Genomic DNA, 21,325 nt, shown 5'->3' with positions numbered 1-21,325 from the left:
CCTGCAGCTAAGCGTTCACGGCTGCAAAATTAACTGCCATTCTCCGGCTGTGCTGTTCCAAGCCGGCGAGGGTGTCTCCCCGGCGACGAAAGGCCCCCAGTAGCGGCGAGAACCATCCTGAGCAAAAACCACCAGAATGTCTCCCCGTTTGACTTGTAACTCGCCCTCCGGCAGCGATAGCATCAGTCCCTTGCCACCGCCTTCCCCCGGCGCAAAATCCCAGTGCGCGGGTTTTCCATAGGATTCCTTGGCTTGCCTTTTCGACAGCAGGGCCACTCGCACTGGGTGTTCGCTGCGGTTGCTGACGCGCAAAAGGCCGGAAGCTTTAGCATTTACAGGGACTGAGGAAAGCAATTCCTCCTCTGCATCTGGGGGGGTTGGTGTTGAGTCGGGTTTGGGCTCGCTGGTCGTGTCGGCAGAAGCTGTGGCGACTGGGGAAACGGGGAGTGTGGGGGGATATGCGGTGGCTTGTGAGGGCCAATCGCTGGAAGGATTTGAACCGTTGGAGATAGTGATTTCAAAACGTCCTAGAAACATTCCTGTAATTAGGACGATCGACACTCCAATTACGATCTGGTAAATTTTAAGATTCATAAATTTTAGGCTTACAGGATAGACTGCACCGGTAATGAGTCTTAACTATTTTTAATGTAAAACCAGGGGCTGCTGTGCCACAAGATACAGTTACACTTAATTACTGGACCGTTCTCGGCTATAAGTCCGAGATCGCTCAATACCATCTTAGATGTTAAATTTGAGATTTTAGATGGCGACATACTGACCCCGGTAAGGATTTGGAGTTGGTCGGGAGCGGCTTTTCTTGACTCATCGGTATAACTTTTAATACCAGTTTAAAAAAAGAATGCAACTATAGGCCCGTACCCCAAACCCCCATAGTCATCAGTCATTCCCAACCTCAAATCTCAAATCTCAAATCTCAAATTGTATAACTTTTATGCAGAATACCCGAATTAACAGATTGATTGATGTTCTGGGCGATCGCTTCCGAGGCTGGCTCAACAATCCTTGGCGGCGGATTTCGCTCCTGCTAATTAGTCTGCTATTCGGCACTTTTTTGGGAACAGCTATTTCGACGATCGCTGGACAATCTGCGGATTGGGATATTATCGCGGCTGGGCTGTTGGTGTTGTTGACGGAGTTCGCCAACTGGCTGGTTTACGCCCGCCTGCGGCCTGTAGCAGGTTCTTTTTCGGTGGATATGCTCAATGCTCTGAAAATTGGTATCACTTACAATTTATTTGTGGAGGCTTTCAAACTAGGTTCTTAAAAACTTTTTGAATCGGCGCGGGTTTAGGATGAAATATTTGTCACTTGCAGATAGTATTTGTACAAAACCCGCCCCCGCCTAGAGAGTTTTTAGGATATGGATCGATCGACTATAACCCCTGTTGAAATTTTACATCGGTGGCAAGCTGGCGTTAGCGAAGCCCGCCCCTACGGGGGCTACGCCAACGAAGAGGATCGCCCGTTAGCGTTAGCGAAGCGATCCGAAGGAAAGCCCTCGAAGAGGATGGCTCCCGACTTTGATCGACTGGCTTTGTGGGAACTTGCGGATGATGTGCGATCGCGCGCTTTTGGCATTACTCCCGACAATGTAGCCGATGTTGTCCGCTGCAAAACCGATTTATTCTTTTCTCTTCTTGACGAACTGCATACTTTCCCCCTAAAGTCAACTGTTTTCCTCGAAACTTTGTGGAATCTTTGGCTGCCGCTGGCAATGCAATTATCGGCTGCCAAACAAAGTTTAAACCGTCCTTTAATTCAAGGAATTTTAGGAGTGCAAGGAACGGGAAAAACTACTTTATGCCAAGTTTTGAGGCTGATTCTGGGAAAATTAGGATATTCTACTGTCAGCCTTTCTTTAGACGATCTTTACAAGACTTATGCCGATCGCCAACAACTCCAAAAAGCAGACCCGCGTTTAATTTGGCGCGGCCCCCCCGGCACTCACGATATTGACTTAGGAATCTCAGTTTTAGACAAGTTACGCGCTTCTCAAACTCGCCATTTAGCAGCAGTTGACAATCCACAATCTGATGCCCTCAAACCGGATATAATTAAACACATAGAAATTCCCAGGTTTGACAAATCCGCGTACGGAGGTGCAGGAGATAGAAGTCAACCCGAAATTATTTCCGGTGCCGATATTGTACTTTTTGAAGGCTGGTTTGTCGGGGTGAATCCGGTGGTTGATGCCAAATTAAACGAGTTTTTGGCGACTGCACCGTTTCCGATTTCCACAGAAAACGACTGTCAGTTTGCGCGGGATATGAATGCGAAGCTGCACGACTATTTGCCGCTGTGGAACCGATTAGATCGGTTGATGGTTTTGTATCCCCAAGATTATCGCCTTTCTCAAGTGTGGCGCAATCAGGCGGAACGGGAAATGATGGCGGCGGGGAAGTCGGGAATGTCAGAAGCTGAAATTAATCGGTTTGTCGAATATTTCTGGAAAGCGCTGCATCCAGAGTTATTTATTCAGTCGATGCTGGAGGGCACTCAAGTGGATTTAGTAATTGAAATTTTGGGCGATCGCACTGTCGGCAAAATTTGTCGGGCGATCGACTTAAAATTAAACGATTAGGGACACTAAAAATTAAAAATTTAAGGACACAACATTGTTGTGTCCCTACTGTATTGCAGCTTATCGTGCACTCACTTGACAATTCAGGACTTATGCAAAACGTGATTTGACGCGGGAATTATAGGGCTAAGGCGGGGCATCAGCACCCTACAATACAGAGGTTTTGCATCGAGGATGGAGAATTTCTAAATTAACTGCCAGGAGTCCCAAGATCGATCGCTTTCTGCATCAAATCGTCGGTAACTTCGCCCGGTGTACCTGCAGGCGTAATTTCCTGAGCCATCGAACGAAAATCAGCGGGATTGCCGCTTGTATCTGCCGGCTTTGCAATATTATCTGTAGGGGCGGGAATAGGAAATTTAGGTGCAGTTGCAGCGGCGGCAGCTTGAGCGCCGGCACCAGTGCGATCGATGTCACTAACGCTGAATTCTTTTGAAGCTTCGTAGTCTGCTGATACATCCACGGTCGGCAACTTTTGTTCTCCAGCTTCCGCGCTTTCAGTGATCTGCTGAGCGTCAAAGTTTTCAGTGTTATTGACTTCTGTATTGATTTGAGACATAGCCGACTCCTTGCTAGTTTTATTTAACAATTCACTGTATCAATTATTACTTTGCTCCCCGGCTTTTTCATCTACCCGCAGATGTATCGTTGGCTTCTATCTTAAGGATGATTTATTCTAGGTTAGTGCCTTAACATTACATCACTTTCCGAAAAGAATGCAGCTTTAGGCAAGCTCCCAACCCATACATACTAAGCCATTCCCCATTGTTTAATCTAAAATCTAAAATCTAAAATCTAAAATCGTATTACCTCTCGGGGATGGTGACTTGTACTTACAAATCTTGATATTTGTATATTCTGGAAGCATTTTTAAGGAATTTTGTTTATGAACTCACCCGCCGCCACCAATCCTCACTCTCTCTCCAACGACACTAAAAACATCGTTCAGACAATCAACGGGTTGGGTACAGATGAAAAACTGGCGCTGCTCTATTTTGTTTATGAAAAAATGGGAGATTCAGTTACACCAGCAGCTCCCGCCGCCGCCGACCCACAATTAGCTCCCATGCTGCTGGATGATTTTTACAAGCTTTCCCATGACCAACAACTGAATATAATGCGAGGTATTGTCAACGGCGATGACACGCCGTATTCTCACGCTTACGGAGCTTTAACTGCTAACAATCAGTTGGTAGTTTGGTATGCTTGGGCTATTGGTATGGGGGAAACAATTGTCGATATCCCCGAAGGATATGAGGCAACTGAGGCTGTCAATGGCGTGTTGGGTCAAATTGAAGGTCTTGAGTTTGAACAGCAAATTACAGTGCTGCGCGACGTAGCTAATAATATGGGCTACACCGATGTTAAACCAATTGCTACTCAGGCGGAAGTAGGGAAAACTTCTAGTCTGTAGATAAGAGTCTGCTGTTGCAACCTATCCTACACAAACTCTCCTCCTAGCAGAGAGGGACTCAAGAATAAAGGAATTACCCAAAACCTCTATATGTAGGGTGCGTCTCGGCGCACCCTACCGCTATAATTAGTAGGTAAAACCTTTTTTGGCTCTTACTCATATTTATTCTTTCGTGTCTTAGAGAGGGACGAAAGTTTTTGTATGATCAGTTAAAATCTGCCATTCTGATAAATATAAAAAGGTTTTCAGTCAGCAAGTGAGTTTTTTAGGGTAAACTTTTCGCGGGAATTCCATCCAAAATATCGAACCTTTGTTGGGTTGACTTTCGGCAGTAATTGTACCGTCGATCATCTTGACTAAAGACGCACAAATAGCGAGTCCTAAACCGGTGCCTGGAAATTGGCGAGTTGTTGTTTGGTCGCCTTGGCGGAATTTGTCGAAAATGTGGGGAAGATCGGTTTCACAGATGCCGATTCCTGTATCCCGAACGGTGATAATTAGCCGATCGCCCTTTAATTCCCGCACCTCAATGTAGATGCTGCCCTCATGGGTGAATTTAACCGCGTTGGAAACGAGATTGGTCAAAATTTGCCGCAGGCGCAACTTGTCATTAACTATCAACTGATCCTGCAAGCAGACGCTGACGGACAATGCCACGTTCTTATCGGTGGCTTCATTTCCGAATTCCAGGGCGACATCCATTACTAAATGCGCTAAATTAAATTTTTCAATTTTTAATTCTGTGCGGCCACTCTCGATTTTAGAGAGGTCGAGGATATCGTTAATTAGCAGTAACAGGTTTTTGCCGTTATGTAAAATGCGGCCCACCATTTCTGTTTGCTGGGCGCTCAGCAGTTGTTTGTGCTGGCGCAGCAGCAATTGGGAAAAGCCGATAATCGAATTCATGGGAGTTCGCAATTCGTGGGACATGATGCCCAAAAATTGCGATTTTAACTTGGCTGCTTCTAGCAGTTGCAATTTTTGCTGTTGAATGCGTCGCCCCTGATTTTCCAGTTCTTCCTGCTGGCGAATTAGCAGCTCGTTTTGCAAGTCTAAAAGCTGTTCCTGCTTTTTTAATTTTTCGATCGCCAGCGCGTTGTTAATTGCGATCGCAGCTTGTTTTCCCATCACCGCCAGCAGTTGCTGAGTCTGCCCGTCAATCGCCCTGCTGTCTTTCCCGTTGCCGATCGCCAACACACCCAGACGACCGCTTTGCCCCGACTCGATCGCCGCTGCACAAGCCGCCGCCGGCAGCAAGCCGTCGCCAGACTCCGATCGGCACAGTACAGACTCTCCCGTCGCAAATGCTTTCCACAGCAGCTTGTTTTGCACGTGCGGGGTTTTGCCCCCACCAAAGTTTTCCGTGCCCCCGACAGCGCTGACTTTGAGGCCGCTGCAATCGTACTCCAGGAGAGCAACTAAGCAAAATTCCGCTCCTGCGATCGCCTCTACAGTCGCATCCGCAATGCCTTGCAACAACTGGCACAAGCTACCCGCGCGCTGGCTTAACAGATTTGTAAATCGATCGATCGCGTGCAACTCCTGTTCCGCGTCCCTTACCGTCCGGGCTTCACACAAATTTTTTGCTGTGAAATTGTCTTCCGAGGGCACTTGAGCGGGAAAAAATTCTGGTTCTGCTTGGGGCTCGGCTTTAGTTTGTTTGATCGGCTCCATATCTGTGTAGGTTCCCACCCACTCCAAAACTTCCTGACTGTCTAGATTAGCGGGCCCTCCTCTGGCCAGGTTCCAGCGGTAAGTGCCCTCTCGCGTCTGCAGACGAAATAGAATTTCGTAGCTTGGCGGCGGGAACTTAGAAGTGTGCGATCTCGCCAATAGACGAGGGCGGTCTTCTGGGTGGACGCGCGCCAGATAGCCGAAACCCAAAGCTGCTGCTGCTGGTACCCCGGTGTACTCCTCCCAGCGCTGACAGAAATAAGTCGCCCAGCCGTCGGCATTTGTTTTCCAAACTATGTGAGGAATTGCCGACCACAGGCGATCGTCCTGAGTTTCGCAGTCGCCAACTTGCGGTTGGGGGGATGTTATTTCAGATACTTTGTGTAAGATTTCAGAGTCGGAAAACTCCGACTGAAAAGACTTATTGCCGTGATACTGAGTCATAACAGGTTATATAAATAAGCATTGGACTAGAGCCCTAACACCGGCTAAAGACTCGTGCTGCTAGCTTTATTGATTTTGACGAGCCAAGTGCATCAAAATTTTTTATACTTTAAATCTATCTGGGTAGTGGAATCCTTACCTCTATCAACGGGCGGACAATGAGATAATTTAGTTAAACTGTTGAAACATTGAGAGCTTACCTGTCCCGATCGGGCTCGTGCAGGCATCGCCGCAAAATAACTTAAAAATTAACTTGCATTCTTGGCGGCTGCATGAGTATGCTTAAAAATGATGTGCAGCCTGTAAAACCATAAATCAGGACACATTCTCAAATTTACTCAGTTTAACTGAGTCAGTTGACGATATTTTAAAAGTTTAGCGGACTATTGGAAGAAAGATGAGTAAAATTCGCGTTGCTTTGGTAGAAGACCATGACCTGACAAGAGTCGGCATCCGCACAGCTTTACAACAGCGTGACACGATAGAAGTTGTCGGCGATGCAGCTAACGCTACAGAGGGCTTGAAACTGCTTCAGTCTTCAAAACCTGACGTGGCAATTGTAGACATTGGGTTGCCGGATTTTGATGGCATTGAACTTACACAAAAGTTCAAGAAATCGGTAGCGGAGTCCGATCCTGATACAAAAATTTTGATTCTGACTTTTCAGGACAATGAAGAAGAAGTTCTGGCAGCTTTTGCCGCCGGAGCTGACTCTTACTGCATGAAAGATATTAGCTTCGATCAGTTATTAGATGTTGTAAAAGTAACTCACGAAGGTAACTCTTGGATCGATCCGGCGATCGCCCGCATTGTCCTGAAACAAGCTCGCACTCAGGAAGCCGCGCCGGAAGAACCGAAGGCTGAGGGCAAAAGAGTCACAATTAAGGCTGCCGAACCCGAATTTAGTCACATCATTGAGACTTACCCTTTAACCGAGCGGGAATTAGAGGTTTTGGAACTGATCGTACAGGGTTACAGCAATGCTGCCATCGCCGAAAAGCTGTACATTACTGTCGGTACAGTCAAGACTCACGTCCGCAATATTTTGAACAAGTTGTGCGCTGATGACCGCACTCAGGCAGCCGTTCTCGCCCTGCGTTCTGGCTTGGTTGGATGAAGCCTTATCATCAGGCAAAATCAAGTTAAAAGTAGGGTGCGCTGGGCGCACCTTACAGCCACTGATTAAGGGTGTGCTGTGCACACCGACTCACTAATTGTTACCAAAAAATTAGGATAGGCAGTGTGCACCCGCCGAAGAATTGTTTGTTCTTAAAAAGTGATAAAGTTTAAAGCTGCATCTATCCCAGTACAGATATTTTTTAAAGCTTTTAAAAAATTGAATCTACCCTAAGATAGATGCTGAAAAACTATCATATTACTAATACTTGTTGTTGAGCGATCCCCAGTTAGATAAATTTCGGTCGCCCTGCCAATATTGCGCGATATCACTTCATAAAAGGCGCAGGCAGAGGCAAGATTACGAGACTTTTAGGAATAGTTAAGGCTTAAAAAAATTATATCCGCAGAGCGATGCTGAGTTCGCTTAATTTTGTGAAATTAAAAGTATCAACTGCTACTGAAATATTTTAGAAAGAGGTATTATGGCCGCCCCAATTGAATTCAAGTTATTTGCTCCCTACAACAAAGGAGCTGCCTTGATTGGCTCTTTTTCTAATTGGGAAGAGATTCCGATGGAAAAGGACGAAGAGGGTTATTTCCGCACGCGAGTTGAGTTGGAGGATGGCGTTTATCAATACAAATTCCGCGTTCAGTCGAAAAGCTGGTTTGTGGAACCAGATCAGTGGGTAGATGTGGTCGATCCCTACGCCACTGACATCGACGATCCAAGTCAAAACGGCATTGTTCGGATCAAAGATGGCGATCGCATTATCGATACCTACGTCTGGAAACACGACGATAAACCGCTACCGGCAGATCGGGAATTAGTGATTTATGAAATGCACGTTGCCGACTTTTCCGGTGGCGAAGCAGACCCGCTGGCCCGCGGCAAGTACAAACACGTCGTCGAAAAACTCGATTACCTAGTCGAACTCGGCGTCAATGCGATCGAACTCATGCCCCTCAAAGAATACCCAGGCGACTACAGTTGGGGCTACAACCCGCGCTACTTCTTCGCTGCCGAGTCCAGCTACGGAACCACAGAAGAACTCAAAAACCTGATAGACGAGTGTCACGGGCGTGGGATTCGCGTCATCATGGACGGGATTTACAACCACTCGGAAGCGTCGAGCCCCCTCACTCAAATCGATCACGATTATTGGTATCACCATGAACCCCGCGATCCAGACAACAATTGGGGCCCGGAATTTAACTACGAATTCTACGACGAAAACTTAGGAACTTTCCCCGCACGCAGATTTGCTGGCGATACAGTCCGCTTCTGGGTTCAAGAATATCATCTCGACGGCATTCGTTTCGACGCGGCGCGACAAATTGCTAACTATGATTTTATGCACTGGGTAGTTCAAGAAGCCAAAAATGTCGCCGGCCCCAAACCGTTTTATACCGTTGCCGAATACATTCCCGACGAGCCCAGCATCACCAATCTAGACGGGCCGATGGACGGCTGCTGGCACGACAGTTTCTATCACTCCATAATTCCACAACTCTGCGGGGACAATTTTGATTTAGAACGGCTCAAAGAGGTAATCGACTGCAAGCGGCAAGGTTACTTGGGTGCTACGAATGTAGTCAATTATTTGAGCAATCACGATCACGATCGCATTTTTGCCGAATTGGGCGATCGCGGAATTTTGGATGAAGCAGCATTCAAGCGGGCGAAGTTGGGAACCGTACTGTTAATGACAGCAGTTGGCGTGCCGCTGATTTGGATGGGCGAAGAATTTGGCGAATACAAAGGCAAAACAATTGAGCAATCTAAAATTGACTGGACGCTGCTAGGAAATGACCTGAATAAAGGTTTGTGGGAATACTACAAAGGCTTGATTCACCTGCGTAAAAATAACCAAGCACTTTACACAGAAAACATCGAGTTTTTCCACGAAGATCCCGACTCGAAAGTTTTTGCTTACACTCGCTGGAACGATGAAGGTTCGAGAGTTGTAGTAGTGGCGAATATGTCGGAAAATTATCTGGCAGGTTACAGCGTTCCCCACTTCCCGGCAAACGGAACTTGGCACGAATGGACTGGGAATTATGATGTTGAATCTGGCGATGACAATATTATGATTGACTTGCCGGAATACGAAGCCAAAGTGTTTGTTTGGCAGTAAGCTGTCATATCAATTCCGGTTACACCGGAATCATTGTTGACTGTTGACTGTTGACTGTTGACTGTTGACTGTAAGTCACAAAAATGAAAATTGCGCGAATTATTTGTTGGCAGCTTGATTCGACTTTACGCCCGACGATGAAGCGCGGATTTGATATCATTCCGGCCTGCGCCGGAATTGATATCACTATAAACTTATAAGGGTTATTTGACAGGTTCTTATCTAATTCACAACTCAAAACAGAAACTATTTTATGTTCCGGTTCCTGATGGTTAATTTAAACTCCTTATTTTCCCCGATTGATTTTCTAGGCACAATTGCGTTGCCGCCGCCGCCGGTATTGGTTTGCTAAAGAAGTAACCCTGACCCATATCGCACTGATGCGATCGCAAAAACGCTAACTGTTCTGCTGTTTCCACTCCCTCAGCAATCACCTGTAAATTCAGCCCCTGTCCCAAGGCGATCGCCAGTTTCACAATAGTAGCACCGCTGCTGCCGGTCACCAAATCGGCCACGAAAGATTTGTCTATTTTTAAATTATTGAGGGGAAAGTTTTTCAGAGACCACAGCGAAGAATAACCAGTGCCAAAATCGTCCAGAGAAATGTGAATTCCCATGTCCTGCAACTGCTGCAATACCGACACCGTGAAGCTCACATCTGTCATCGCAATGCTCTCGGTAATTTCTATTTCTAAATATTCGGGATTTAACTTGGTTTCTGATAAAATTTCAGCGATGGTTTGTACAGTGTGAGGTTGCAGAAACTGGCGGGCTGATAAATTCACTGCTATCCGAATCGGCGGCAATCCCAGTAATTGCCACGCTCGATTTTGCAAGCAAGCAGTCCGCATCACCCATTCGTCAATTTGGCAGATTAATCCTGTTTCCTCAGCTAAGGGAATAAATCGATCGGGAGGAATCAAACCCCGTTCGGGATGCTCCCAGCGAATCAGAGCTTCCATGCCCGCTATTTTGCCAGTATTTAAATTTATTTGCGGTTGATAGTGCAGGACAAACTCAGATTTGTTTAGAGCTTTGTAAAGATCATTTTCTAAGTTAAGATCCTCGGAGACTTTACTGCCGATCGCCTGCGTGTAAAACTGATAATTATTGCGACCTTTCTGTTTAGCTTTATACATCGCAGCATCAGCATTTTTTAGCAAAGTTTCTGCATCTTCTCCGTCGTAAGGAGCCAAAGCAATTCCCAAGCTAGCCTTAATATAAAGTTCCAGACCTTCAAAATTAAAAGGACTGCTTAAACTCTGGATAATTAGCTTGCAAATTTTAGTTGCTTCCTCCGGGGTGTTGATATTGTACAGCAGTACAGTAAATTCATCTCCGCCCCAACGAGCCATCGAATCCCCCACGCGCAAACACTTAGTCAAACGCCGAGATACACTTTGCAGCAACAAATCGCCCACTGGATGACCGAGGGTATCGTTAACATTTTTAAATCTATCTAAATCTAGAAAGATTACCGCCAGCATTTCTCCATTTTGGTGAGCGCTAGCTAAAGCTAAAGACAGCCTTTCATTAAACAGTAATCTATTAGGTAAACCGGTTAATGGGTCGTGAGAAGCTTGATGTCGGATCATCGCCTCGACACGCCTCTGCATTGCAGCCATGTACAGGTGAGTTCCTAAAGATTGTGCTAGCTTCTGTTCTTCGCTGGTCCACTTTTGAGCTTCGCCTGTTTTGATTTCTTTCCAAGCTGCAAATGACTGTCGGGGACGATCGTGCCGGGTGTCCGAACTGCAACGGCCCGCCCACAAAATTTCGGTTTGTATAGGGCTGCGAAAAACGGTGAGACAGCCGATGCACTGTTGGCGGTATTGCAGCGGTACTGCCAAAAATGCTCGAATGCAAGCTGCGACTAAATTGGCAGATACAGATTTGAGTTGAGGTTCTTTAGAAATATCGGAAATTGCGTACAAGTGCGGTACGAGAAAACTGGAAATATTGCTGTCAATTGAGCTGTAATGCTGGGAATATAGATTTTCAAAAATACCTAATTGGCTTGTATGATTAGCTGTTTGTGGTGGATCGTCTTGGTTTGCCCTCCCCATAATCTGCTGCCAAAATGGGCTGAGTTCAAGGTCGATGTCCGCGGGCTGCTGGCCACAGGTATAAAGCAAAGCGGGCCGATCGCCAAACTCGGCTGCAATGTAGAGTCGCCCTCCTGAACCACGCAAATGCTTGACAGTTTGTTCGAGAACTACTTTCCGAATTTCGTTTAGTTCCAGAGGAGAATGCAGCAAACTGGTAATTTGGTTAATAACGGCTTCGTCACGCGCTTGCTGTCTAGCTTGACTCAGCAGAAAAGATTGGGCGATCGCAATTGAAAGTTGATCCACAAGCAACTGCACCATTTTCAATTCTCGATCGCTAAACCGTTTCGGTTGACTATGGTGAGACACCAACAGCCCCCAAAGGTGATTTTGATGCAAAATCGGCACAGTCAGAGAAGAACGTGCCCCCATAGCCTTCAGATATTCAGCGTGACAAGGGTCTACAGGACGATAGGTAATATCTTCAACTGCTAAAGTTTTACCGGTTTCGGGACAATCTAACCGATTAATTGTTTGATGCTTCAATTCCACATCTACAATCACTCGCTGCCGCGCTTTGAGAAACATTTCCCGAGCACTATGGGGAATGTCGCCTGGTGGAAAGCGCAAACCCAGCATAGAGGGCAAATTGTCACCGTTGATGGACTCAGCAATGACCTCACCGCTACCGTCGGTCTCAAAGCGATAAACTTTTACTCGATCGCTCTGTAAAAAGCTGCGGATTTCTCGGGCAGTTGTCGTCAAAATCTCTTGCAGTTCTAAAGAGTTGCGGATGCGATTGGTAATTCGATTGAGTAAAATCTCTTGTTCTAAAGTCGATCGTGACATTTGTGTAACTTTGGTGCGGGTCATGCCTTTTGATCTCCCGGGCTGTTGACAGCATTTTTGCGAGCCACAGTCTTAACTTGCCTTGTATTATACATTACAATACTTTCGCTCTGTCTAGGGGCTTGACCCAACCCAAGAGCGCGAAACTCGGTTTCTGGGGATATTTCTGATTTTTAGACAAATTTGAGTGATAAACCGGGTTTTTCACAGCACTTACAAGGCAAGGCAAGAGCGATCTGACAATTAGTGAGGACGAAAGTTCGATCGAGTTCGATCGGACTTTCGTCCTCACTACAAAGCAATTGCAGAGCTACCAGACAAAAAGTATAAAGAAACCGGGTTGAGCAACCAGTATTCTGCCCTCTTGAGGGAGAATACTGGTTGCTCAACCCGGCTGGTAAGTATTTATACCTTAAAACGTCTCGTTAAGCAGACTCCCAAATTCCCCGAATTCTGTCCGGCAAAAAGCCAGCTATTTCCTGAATTCGCTCCTCGGACAGCTCATCCTTCGTTGCCGAAAATACAGCCGCGATCGCAGTTTCCGGTTTTACTCCCGAAGGAAGTGCGCCTTCTAGTTCCACCCTCCGTGCAAACAAATTGCCATCGATCCCCAAGGGTGCAGGCGCGCCGGTCAAAGGTTGACGCACCCGGCTGAGCAATCCCACCAGCGGATTGGTATCTTTCCAGAGGTCGGCTATTTCTTGTTGCAGGGTTTTGTCATCCGTAGGCAAAACTTCTTTGTGCAATTCAGATTCCACGTGCTCGATGGCTTCTTTTGTCATCACATCGCGCATGACCCGGTACACTACTTCGGTAATGTCACGGGCATCAAAAATATCCTCCAAGTGACCGTTTACCATCACTTTTTCCAAAAACGGCATATCCTTTGAAGCGATAGGAACTGCCGACCCTTCTTGATGGAGCGACTTCGGAGGATTCGTCTCCATTTTGTGTAACAGTTTGCGACCTTTTTCTGTTAAATCAGCTTCTTGAAATGCGACTAAAGGCGGCAATACCTCAGTTCCTCCGTAAGGTTCTCCACTAAAGTCAGCTTTGATAAATTCTCTTTGGTTGAGGTAGTCCAGATGACCGAGCAATTCCGCTTCCGCCACCTGGTGACCCACATATTCTTCGGCTGCGTTCCTAATTTCCGACTCTCCCCTGCCGTTTCCGCTGCCAATCTTTTTGAGCAAAATGTAAGTCAGGTCGTCTCTGATTGGAATTGTCATTAAAACCTCCTAGGTTAATATCCGGTAAAGCTCATGTAAAAACTTAATTTTTTTACTGGCTTAAATTGTGATGATTACTACTTAAAAACATTGAAGTATAAAGTAGAGTAATCAAGTATCTCTCAGCAGGTGTAAGTTATTAAATTCAAGTTGGGGCTAGAATATTCCTTTAGGTAGATCCATGTATGGGAACCCACGTCTAATGTTGTTATTATCCTTAAAAGCTGTCGCCACTCTTCAATGCTATTAAGCGAGGATGCTTTATTGGTAAGATTATCCGTATTTATTGCGTGTTTTTACCAGGGCTGACGCACCAAGAGCCCCTAAGTTGGTAATTGGCGCTGGGAGAGGTAGAATTAAGCAGGTGCTATGGGGTTAATCAACAGCGGTCATTTTGCCCGCAGCTTGTAGCGATATTGTATCGGATTAGACCAAAAACTGGTCATGGAAGAGCTACCAATACGAGCCAATCTGTTTCAAGTGCCGCAGTGCCACTTGAAGAATGCCTCGGTAACAAATTTTTTGATCGTTTCGAGCGGCATTTATGAACTACCTTCATTGGGACAATAAATTGGAATCCTCGTCTTTGATTAGCGGTCAACCCCAGGTTGACAAGCGTCCTTTAGTGTTGGCTGTAGACGACAATCCGGACAACTTAGAGCTGCTGACACAAATACTCGATTTATTCGGCTGCGAGTGTGTGGGAGCAGTTGACGGGTACGCAGCTCTTTCAGCAGCAGTCGATCGACAACCCGACCTAATCGTGCTCGACATTTGCCTGCCGGATATAGACGGTATGGAAGTAGTAAAGCGGGTCCAACAAAACCCCGAGCTCAGACATATTCCGATTGTTGCTGTCACAGCACTAGCAAAAGCAGAAGATCGCGATCGGATTCTCCAAGCAGGCTGCGTGGAATACCTTTCCAAACCTTTTAACATCAAAGATTTAGAAAGAATTATCCGCCAGTACCTGAACTCTGAAATGCTTTTGGTGGAGTTTTAGATTTATAATTAGAATCACGAAATTGAGGTGCAGAGTCCAAAATTGCGATCGTTCCCGTGCGGCCAGTCTCTAAGGTCGCATCGCGGAGCAAATCAGTGACTCCCACGCCCAAAACCTTTTGAATTAATTCTTTCAGTGGCAATTCCAGAACTGATTCTAATTGTGCTCGCACCTGCAAAGCCAAATCGTGCTGACCGTTCTGAGCCAGCAGTTTTTCTGGTTCAGTAAGCCCATTTTCGATAACAATTATCAATTTGTTATCCAAAAGATTGCAGAGCGCTTGACTCGTTTGGTGTCCGAGCTGAGAGCGGTACAAAGCTTGAATTCCCTGCGAAAGAGTGCGTTCTAATTTCCCGCGAGTAGGTTCTAATGTTTCGCCTGTCATATTTTTTATTGAGATAAAGATAAATCAAAAAAACAGTTAACTGTTAACTACTAACTGGTTAACAGTTAACTGCTAACTGTTAACTGTTAGAAATAACCGTCGCGTTATCCGACAGTAACTTCATTAGTTTCCACCCCAGTTGCACCCTTAACGCCTTTAGCAATTGTCACCAACTTCTTGACAATTTCCTGACTGGGAACTGTACCTTTGAGAACCACCGTAGTGCCAAGTTGAGCCACATAAACAGTCTCAATATCCGCAACATCTGGATTTGCATCGAAAGCCTGAGCAACCCGTTTAGCTAAACCGCTTTGATCGTATTCTCCGTTCAAGCCCATGCGTTCCGGCGGGATTGTCTGAGCGCTCGCAGCAGGTTGAGCTTGAGCTTGAGATTGAGCTACAGGTGCTTGGTAAGCAGGAGCATCAACAGTTTCTTGATTTTCAAGTTTTTCTAAACCAAACAATCTTTTTAGCCAGCCCATAGAGTTTGTCCTCCGACAAAGTTTGTGTTAATTGACTTGTTAATTGACAGTTGGCACGTCGCCGTGCAATTTTTCTTCTCAATACCAGGAATTACGATCGCACTCTTGGATGCAGAAACCGAGTTTTTTTACAAAAAAGTATCGTTACAGCCATCCACCTAGGTAGAAAAACCCAGTTTGTTGAGTTTGGTGCGCCCATCCTAAATACAATCTACTGTTGTACAACTGAGCCGATCATCTGCCTGGAGACATAATTCTCCGGCTCTCAAACAAATACTTGCGCTGATCATTCCGGCAAATCCAACTTAAACCCTTCTTGCCCAACTTCTACTATTTTGTTATACATCCACTCGTGCCAACTTCCTGCCGCCGGAAACTTAGGAATGCTGTTACCAGATAGATAAGTATCAGAAAAATTAGCGACAACTACTGCTCGCGTTTCCTCATCGCTCCAGCGGTAGTAAGCCAGCACTTTGGCTTCGAGATTTTCGTGGATAAATATCAATATTTTCGGTATAAAGTGCCGGAACTTTTTCCCGCAGCCGAATCACGTGTTTGTAGTATTCCAAGAACTCATGATTTGGCTAATTTTTCAACAAAAACCATTGCAGTTTATTCGAGTGGTTGCGAGTTAGCCGAGTGGATTGTCCAAACTCTTCGCCCATCCACAGCATCGGTATTCCTACTGCTGTGACTAACAAAACCGGGCGTTGCTGATTTATGGTATGAAAGGCTAAATATGCAAGTCATAGAAACCAGTATCTACAAAGCTTCGGGATTTTCAACTTATTTTTTTATACCCTAATTAAGCAACGCGCTGAATTTTAGTGCGGAAATAACCTCTGTCATCTTTTTCTAATAATTTTTTTGCCATTGGGAAAAAGCGCCGAGCAGTGTAGCTGCTTTGTGGTTGGGAGCGAAGAGTTTGAATTCAATTGCAGCGGCCATGAATATCTGGTTTGCAGAAATTATAAGTGTGATTAGTATTGATTTTTACAATTTGGTAAATCTGTCGCCCTCGTTCTTAAGAGTTACAGGTGTAACTCTTATGTTGTTAGGTAGTTATAGGCGCACCCGGAGGGTTTAGTAGTAGACACCCTAGCGATTGAGTAAGGTGCGCCACTAAGCACCCGGAGGCCAGATTTAAATCAATCAAAAATGTAGTTAAAGTAACTAAAAAATATTAAGGGCTGTTTATGAAAAGTAATTTAACTTTTGATAACTATATAAATCGTGGTCAGAGTTTAATATTTGTAACTAAAGGAACATTTTTTCGCTAACAGAGCTAATACTGTAGAAAGATGTCATTTTAGGCGGAAATAGCGAGGATGTGATTGTAATTATAAGGCAAGGAAAACCACAAGAATGAATGCTTTATTCCACTGGATTTTCGCGCCATCGACTTTAAGCCAAGTTTGAGCCGAGAATAGCAATGATTATTTTTGCTTATGTCTTGGCAGCAGTTGTTTTATAGTTTTTGACTGGCAAACTTGGCAGAACCGAAATCAGCTTTAACGACTGCTGCTACCTCAGTAATTGGTAATTGGTGAAAATCTCATTCGTCCCTGTTACCCGTTAGATATTCCGAGCAGTGGCTCTAAAGCTCTAAAAGTTTAATTGGGGATGTTGGCGAATTACCGTTACTGTAAAACTCTGGAGTGTTAAAAATGCTAAAACAAATGTGTTGGTTGCCCAGACTCGGAGGCAAGGGAGAAAAGATATTGCACTTACGCACCGATGCCCGTCAGGGGTGGCGGCCTTATACAGCTTTTCCGCAGTTCGCTGTACCCGACTACCGGGAACCGGGCGGTTCTAAGGGATGGGCAACTTATCAGAAGCTGAGAACTCAAGGGTGGAATTTAATATCGACTGCAGAAGGGCAGCAGTCGATTTTTGGCGAACAGAAAAGTGCTTAAAAAATCCGAAGCCGCAGCAATAAAAGAAGAGGTAAAATCCTCTTCTTTTTATTGCTTGTGGAGAGAGAAACTGGGTTTTTAACCGTCCTACTTGCTAGAATGGGTAAGGTTTGCAGTGCTCACCTTAGATAATTTTAAGATGTTTGCCAGTTGCAAGTAAATTAGGCGATCGCCCTTTCTTTCTCTGCTGTAGTTGCTACGTTATGGAGCACCGGCTGGCGAGTTTTCAAGTTAAACCGGTATCCGTGGGGGAGTATGTGCAACTTAGCGCCGCAAATCGCCAAAGCCTCATCCTTCAAAAGTCCCTCTACATTGTCGTGGAGTTTTTCCGACTCGTCGATGACAGTTACAGCGCTTTCGCCAATGACTTCCAACTCGTCACCGTGGACTAAAATAGCTGTATTTTCGTCAATACCAAATCCCAACACGGCAGGTTGCAGCAAGAGTGCCGAAACTAAGCGTCCCAGACGGCCTCGCTGGGCGAAATGCTGGTCTATGACAACTCCTGGAAGGAAACCCATTCCCGGGCCCATTGCTACCACATCAACGCGGGGATTTGTCTCTGAGTCTCCTTCAATAATCATCATGTCTGGCATCATTGCCGCGCCGGCGCTGGTGCCACCAACAATCGCCCCTTCCGAGTAGCGTTTGTGCATAGCTGCGTCGAGTTTGGTGTCTTTCAAGCAGCTAATAATCCGCGCTTGATCTCCGCCTGTAAAGAATATGCCAGTGGCTTGTTCGATCGCTTCTAAATAATCTGGATTGCTGGCATCTTCGGGTTTCTGGGTGTCAACAACTCGCACGTCTTCAGCGCCAAGTCGCTCAAACACTCGGATGTAATTATCTCCTACTTCTCCCGGCAAGCTTGTTGCAGCAGTCATGACAACAATGCGCGCTTTAGTTCCTCCGGCGCACCGCAAGAATTCCCGCAGAATTTTGCAGTCCCCCTCTTTGTCTTCCGCGCCACCAATAATTAGCAACTTCCCCTGAATTTGGTTGCTCGCCATAATATCTCCACTGTTAATTTATTTAATTTCACTAAAACACAAACTTCTTTTTTCCGAAAACGGCCCAAAGGTATATATAGATACAAAAAAATCTCATACTTCTACCCCTCCAGCACGCACACAGCTCAAGGGTGATGTGGGTGTTGACTCATCCTCGACGATCGACAAAACAAACTTACCCCCCCTAACAGGAGATAGGAGGGGTCAAGAAATGAGCTTAAATTACAGGGCCCACGCGCGCGCGGTGATCAATCCGGTTTCTGATCCGATTCTTCGCTAATCCTCCTCTGATTGCTCGTAGAAATCAGATTGATGAGCGTCAGTCCTCAATTAGTCCGATCGCCCGTTAGTGCGATCGCTCGATCAAATTGCTCAATATGGTACTCGCCCGTTCTAAAGGTAGGTGTCTGGGTTTGCCGTTCCAGACAATCTGATATTCGTTGCTGTTTTGACCATCACCGTAGCCAGAAATTAGCTTCCGGTGAAATGCTTCCTCAGCTAAGTGGTGAACTTTTTCCCTGAGAGCAGTTTGTGCGATCTTCATAATTTGCTGCCTCTTAAATTTTCTTTCACTGTCATAAACAATTATAAGTACACAGTGTACCTCTCAAAAGTTATAGCTTTTTTTTGCAAGGGGGGAAAGAAGTAGTCGTTAGTCATAAGTGCTTAGTTATCTATGCTTAGTTATCTATGCTTAGTCATCTATGCTTAGTTAGATGTTGAAGGAAGAAGGAATATTTTCCCACTCTCACCCTCTCCCCCTCTCCCCATCTCCCCTACTCTCCCACTCCCCCTATCGGGCAATACTGAGGGCAGAATTGCTGGGAGTATTTATCTCACTGCTGGAATATCTATGCCCGCAGGTAGTATCCCCTGCACCGACTATAAAGTTACCGTAAAAAATTAGCTCAAAGGAGGTTAGAAAATGCTGCAAGAAAAAAGCACGGAAACAGCTCGCGTCAATGCTCGAAAAACCGATATTTTTGATGTGTTCAACTTCAAACACTATATCGGGCCCAACCCTTATTTAGACACCGCGGCTTTAGTTTTTGATTTCGCGGTGACGGGCGCGAGCGAACCTTTGCCGATCGCACATTACCAGAAAATTATTGGCGATCGCTACCCGCAACTGCTGCACGAAACTTTCTCGAACCATGCCCAACTGTTCGGCCGTACCGCCTCAGAAGTAGCAAAACTCGACATGGGTTTGCATTTTCAACACTGGAACATCAAGCCGTTTTCTCAGTTTAACAGAATCAGCATAGAAGCACTTCACGCCCGCACTGCCCGAGCAGTAGTGTACGCAGTTTGGGATTGGTTTGAAGCCATTAATCAAAATCAAGACTTTCCCTTGGAAGCACAAATGGGCGCGCTGCAAAATATGTTCCGGCAGTCAGTTTACGGAGGCCCGACAGTTTATTCGTTAATGCGATCGGCATCCCAAAAAGGCATTCCCGCATTTTATTTGTGGGATGAAGGACTAATGCAATATGGGTACGGTAAAAAACTGGTTCGTGGCTCTGCAACTACCTTTGATTCTGACAGCCACTTAGACTCAGATTTTACCACGCGCAAAGACGATTGTAAAGCTTTTCTCGCTACATTAGGCTTTCCTGTTCCCAAAGGCGATATCGTCTCCACAGAAAACGGAGCTCTGGCAGTTGCTAGAGAAATTGGCTACCCAGTTGCTATCAAACCAGTAGTGGGTCATAAAGGAATTGGCGTCACAGCAGATGTCCGGGAGGCCGAGGAATTGCAGGCAGCTTTTAAAAGAGCAGTTAAGGCCATTCCCGAAACAGATCCGGTACGAGTAATTGTGGAAAACAGCATCAAAGGATCGGATTTTAGGCTGCTGTGCGTTGACGGCAAATTTGTTTCTGCCACTGAACGCCGACCCGCTTGCGTAACAGGTGATGGCGACTCAACAATTCGCGAATTGATCCGCCGTGAAAACCGCAAACCAGAACGTTTGGATACGCCAACTTCGGCGATGAGCAAAATTCAGTCCGACGAAGCGATGGAAATGTATCTGGAAGAACAAGGACTGTCATTGGATAGTGTGCCAACTCGCGATCGCACTGTGTATCTACGCAAAGTCGCTAATCTTTCCGCAGGCGGTGTCAGCATCGACGCTACCCGCACTATTCACCCGGATAACATTGTTTTGGCTCAAGATATCGCCCTACATTTTCGGTTAACTTGTTTGGGGATTGATGTGGTAACAGAAACTCTCGCCAAATCTTGGAAAACAGGCAATTTTGGGATTATCGAGATCAATGCCGCGCCGGGAATTTTTATGCACCTTAACCCCGCTGTCGGCGAAGGAGTTGATGTGCCTTCGCATATTATCGAAACTTTCTTTGAATCGGGAAAATCAGCTCGAATCCCAATTATTACTTTCAACAGAATTTCGGTACATGACCTACAAGAAACTATCGACCATATTCTGTTGCAGCATCCCGATTGGACAATCGGTGCTGTTTGTCGCGGTGGACTTTTTGTTAACCGCTCTGAAAAAGTTTTGAATAAGAATTACCATCTTAACGTGCAAAGTTTGCTACGGAATCCCAAGCTCGATTTGTTAATTGCTGAATATCCCGAAGATATTTTGGAAGCTGAGGGAATGTTTTATCGGGGCAGCAATATGGTGGTGCTAGATAATCCGGGAGAAACTGAGATGATGTTGGTTAGAGAAAGCACTGATGACGATACTGTTGTGGTGAGGGAAGGAAGTAGTATTTCTCTTCGCCGCCAGGGGTTGATCGAACAGTATACTCTGGGGGATGATGAACCGTTTACACGGGTTTATTTGAAGGAAATAGGGACTGTTTTGTAGGCGCTTCCACAGTTAAGTTGGTTTTGTAGGGTGGGTATTGATTACCCGCCCCACCACATCAAGGTTTTTTCTCGTTCCCAGGTTCTTCCGGGGAAGGAATTTGGGAGGGATCAGATGGGAACTGGCTTCGTTACACTTAGTTACAATCGCTTTCAATTCCTCAGTCGTGGATACACTAT

General features: G+C 45.7%; 19 protein-coding genes. 9 read left to right on the top strand and 10 right to left on the bottom strand.

Annotation, left to right across the window (positions count from 1 at the left end):
* Positions 1-15: 15 nt before the first annotated feature.
* On the bottom strand, positions 16-594 hold the full coding sequence (locus tag QUA07_RS13545; protein WP_333325920.1) for a hypothetical protein: 579 nt from the start codon (positions 592-594) through the stop codon (positions 16-18).
* A gap of 361 nt (positions 595-955) precedes the next feature.
* Here QUA07_RS13545 and QUA07_RS13540 point away from each other — a divergent pair, with 361 nt between their 5' ends.
* The gene (locus QUA07_RS13540; protein ID WP_333325917.1) at positions 956-1,288 is read left to right on the top strand and encodes a DUF565 domain-containing protein; all 333 of its coding nucleotides are present in this window, start codon (positions 956-958) and stop codon (positions 1,286-1,288) included.
* A 96-nt stretch (positions 1,289-1,384) separates the two neighbouring features.
* Positions 1,385-2,605, top strand: a complete 1,221-nt coding sequence (locus QUA07_RS13535) for a glycerate kinase (protein WP_333325914.1) — start codon at positions 1,385-1,387, stop codon at positions 2,603-2,605.
* A 190-nt stretch (positions 2,606-2,795) separates the two neighbouring features.
* Here the strand turns inward: QUA07_RS13535 and QUA07_RS13530 are convergent, their stop codons facing one another.
* Positions 2,796-3,164, bottom strand: a complete 369-nt coding sequence (locus tag QUA07_RS13530) for a hypothetical protein (RefSeq protein ID WP_333325912.1) — start codon at positions 3,162-3,164, stop codon at positions 2,796-2,798.
* Between the two features lie 327 nt (positions 3,165-3,491).
* Here QUA07_RS13530 and QUA07_RS13525 point away from each other — a divergent pair, with 327 nt between their 5' ends.
* On the top strand, positions 3,492-4,019 hold the full coding sequence (locus tag QUA07_RS13525; protein ID WP_333325909.1) for an orange carotenoid protein N-terminal domain-containing protein: 528 nt from the start codon (positions 3,492-3,494) through the stop codon (positions 4,017-4,019).
* A 249-nt stretch (positions 4,020-4,268) separates the two neighbouring features.
* On the opposite strand, the gene QUA07_RS13520 is transcribed toward QUA07_RS13525, so the two are convergent.
* Positions 4,269-6,137 carry a PAS domain-containing sensor histidine kinase gene (locus QUA07_RS13520; protein ID WP_333325906.1) on the bottom strand — a complete coding sequence of 623 codons (1,869 nt, stop codon included), beginning with the start codon at positions 6,135-6,137 and terminating at the stop codon, positions 4,269-4,271.
* Between the two features lie 397 nt (positions 6,138-6,534).
* Between QUA07_RS13520 and QUA07_RS13515 the strand changes: the two genes are divergently transcribed.
* A complete protein-coding gene (locus QUA07_RS13515) occupies positions 6,535-7,254 on the top strand; it encodes a response regulator transcription factor (protein WP_333082892.1) in 720 nt (239 codons plus the stop codon).
* Between the two features lie 484 nt (positions 7,255-7,738).
* The gene (locus QUA07_RS13510; RefSeq protein WP_333325903.1) at positions 7,739-9,391 is read left to right on the top strand and encodes an alpha-amylase family glycosyl hydrolase; all 1,653 of its coding nucleotides are present in this window, start codon (positions 7,739-7,741) and stop codon (positions 9,389-9,391) included.
* Positions 9,392-9,663: 272 nt separating this feature from the next.
* Here the strand turns inward: QUA07_RS13510 and QUA07_RS13505 are convergent, their stop codons facing one another.
* Positions 9,664-12,312, bottom strand: coding sequence for an EAL domain-containing protein (locus QUA07_RS13505; RefSeq protein ID WP_333325901.1), 2,649 nt, complete (start codon positions 12,310-12,312; stop codon positions 9,664-9,666).
* Positions 12,313-12,713: 401 nt separating this feature from the next.
* Entirely contained in the window at positions 12,714-13,517 is an 804-nt protein-coding gene (locus QUA07_RS13500; RefSeq protein ID WP_333325898.1) for a DUF2267 domain-containing protein, read from the bottom strand.
* A 544-nt stretch (positions 13,518-14,061) separates the two neighbouring features.
* On the opposite strand from QUA07_RS13500, the gene QUA07_RS13495 reads away from it, so the two are divergent.
* A complete protein-coding gene (locus QUA07_RS13495) occupies positions 14,062-14,520 on the top strand; it encodes a response regulator (RefSeq protein ID WP_333325895.1) in 459 nt (152 codons plus the stop codon).
* Here QUA07_RS13495 and QUA07_RS13490 read toward each other — a convergent pair.
* Positions 14,474-14,905, bottom strand: coding sequence for a DUF2294 domain-containing protein (locus QUA07_RS13490; RefSeq protein ID WP_333325892.1), 432 nt, complete (start codon positions 14,903-14,905; stop codon positions 14,474-14,476). The two genes, QUA07_RS13495 and QUA07_RS13490, sit on opposite strands and share 47 nt — an antisense overlap.
* Before the next feature lie 104 nt (positions 14,906-15,009).
* Positions 15,010-15,387: a BON domain-containing protein gene (locus QUA07_RS13485; protein WP_333082899.1), complete on the bottom strand. Its 378-nt coding sequence runs from the start codon at positions 15,385-15,387 to the stop codon at positions 15,010-15,012.
* Positions 15,388-15,411: 24 nt separating this feature from the next.
* On the opposite strand from QUA07_RS13485, the gene QUA07_RS13480 reads away from it, so the two are divergent.
* Complete coding sequence (locus QUA07_RS13480) at positions 15,412-15,549, top strand: hypothetical protein (RefSeq protein WP_333325889.1); 138 nt, start codon at positions 15,412-15,414, stop codon at positions 15,547-15,549.
* A gap of 124 nt (positions 15,550-15,673) precedes the next feature.
* Here the strand turns inward: QUA07_RS13480 and QUA07_RS13475 are convergent, their stop codons facing one another.
* On the bottom strand, positions 15,674-15,892 hold the full coding sequence (locus QUA07_RS13475; protein ID WP_333082901.1) for an alpha amylase C-terminal domain-containing protein: 219 nt from the start codon (positions 15,890-15,892) through the stop codon (positions 15,674-15,676).
* A gap of 1,162 nt (positions 15,893-17,054) precedes the next feature.
* On the opposite strand from QUA07_RS13475, the gene QUA07_RS13470 reads away from it, so the two are divergent.
* Positions 17,055-17,303 carry a hypothetical protein gene (locus QUA07_RS13470; protein WP_333082902.1) on the top strand — a complete coding sequence of 83 codons (249 nt, stop codon included), beginning with the start codon at positions 17,055-17,057 and terminating at the stop codon, positions 17,301-17,303.
* 161 nt (positions 17,304-17,464) lie between these two features.
* On the opposite strand, the gene QUA07_RS13465 is transcribed toward QUA07_RS13470, so the two are convergent.
* A complete protein-coding gene (locus QUA07_RS13465) occupies positions 17,465-18,310 on the bottom strand; it encodes a cyanophycinase (RefSeq protein WP_333325885.1) in 846 nt (281 codons plus the stop codon).
* Between the two features lie 346 nt (positions 18,311-18,656).
* Complete coding sequence (locus QUA07_RS13460; RefSeq protein ID WP_015175364.1) at positions 18,657-18,854, bottom strand: hypothetical protein; 198 nt, start codon at positions 18,852-18,854, stop codon at positions 18,657-18,659.
* 381 nt (positions 18,855-19,235) lie between these two features.
* Between QUA07_RS13460 and QUA07_RS13455 the strand changes: the two genes are divergently transcribed.
* On the top strand, positions 19,236-21,146 hold the full coding sequence (locus QUA07_RS13455) for an ATP-binding protein (protein ID WP_333325882.1): 1,911 nt from the start codon (positions 19,236-19,238) through the stop codon (positions 21,144-21,146).
* The last annotated feature ends 179 nt before the right edge of the window (positions 21,147-21,325 follow it).

Origin of the sequence: Microcoleus sp. T3_A4, assembly GCF_036700465.1 — a bacterium.
In the GTDB taxonomy this organism is placed as follows: Bacteria; Cyanobacteriota; Cyanobacteriia; order Cyanobacteriales; family Microcoleaceae; genus Microcoleus.
This window is presented reverse-complemented; position numbering and strand designations above follow the sequence as displayed.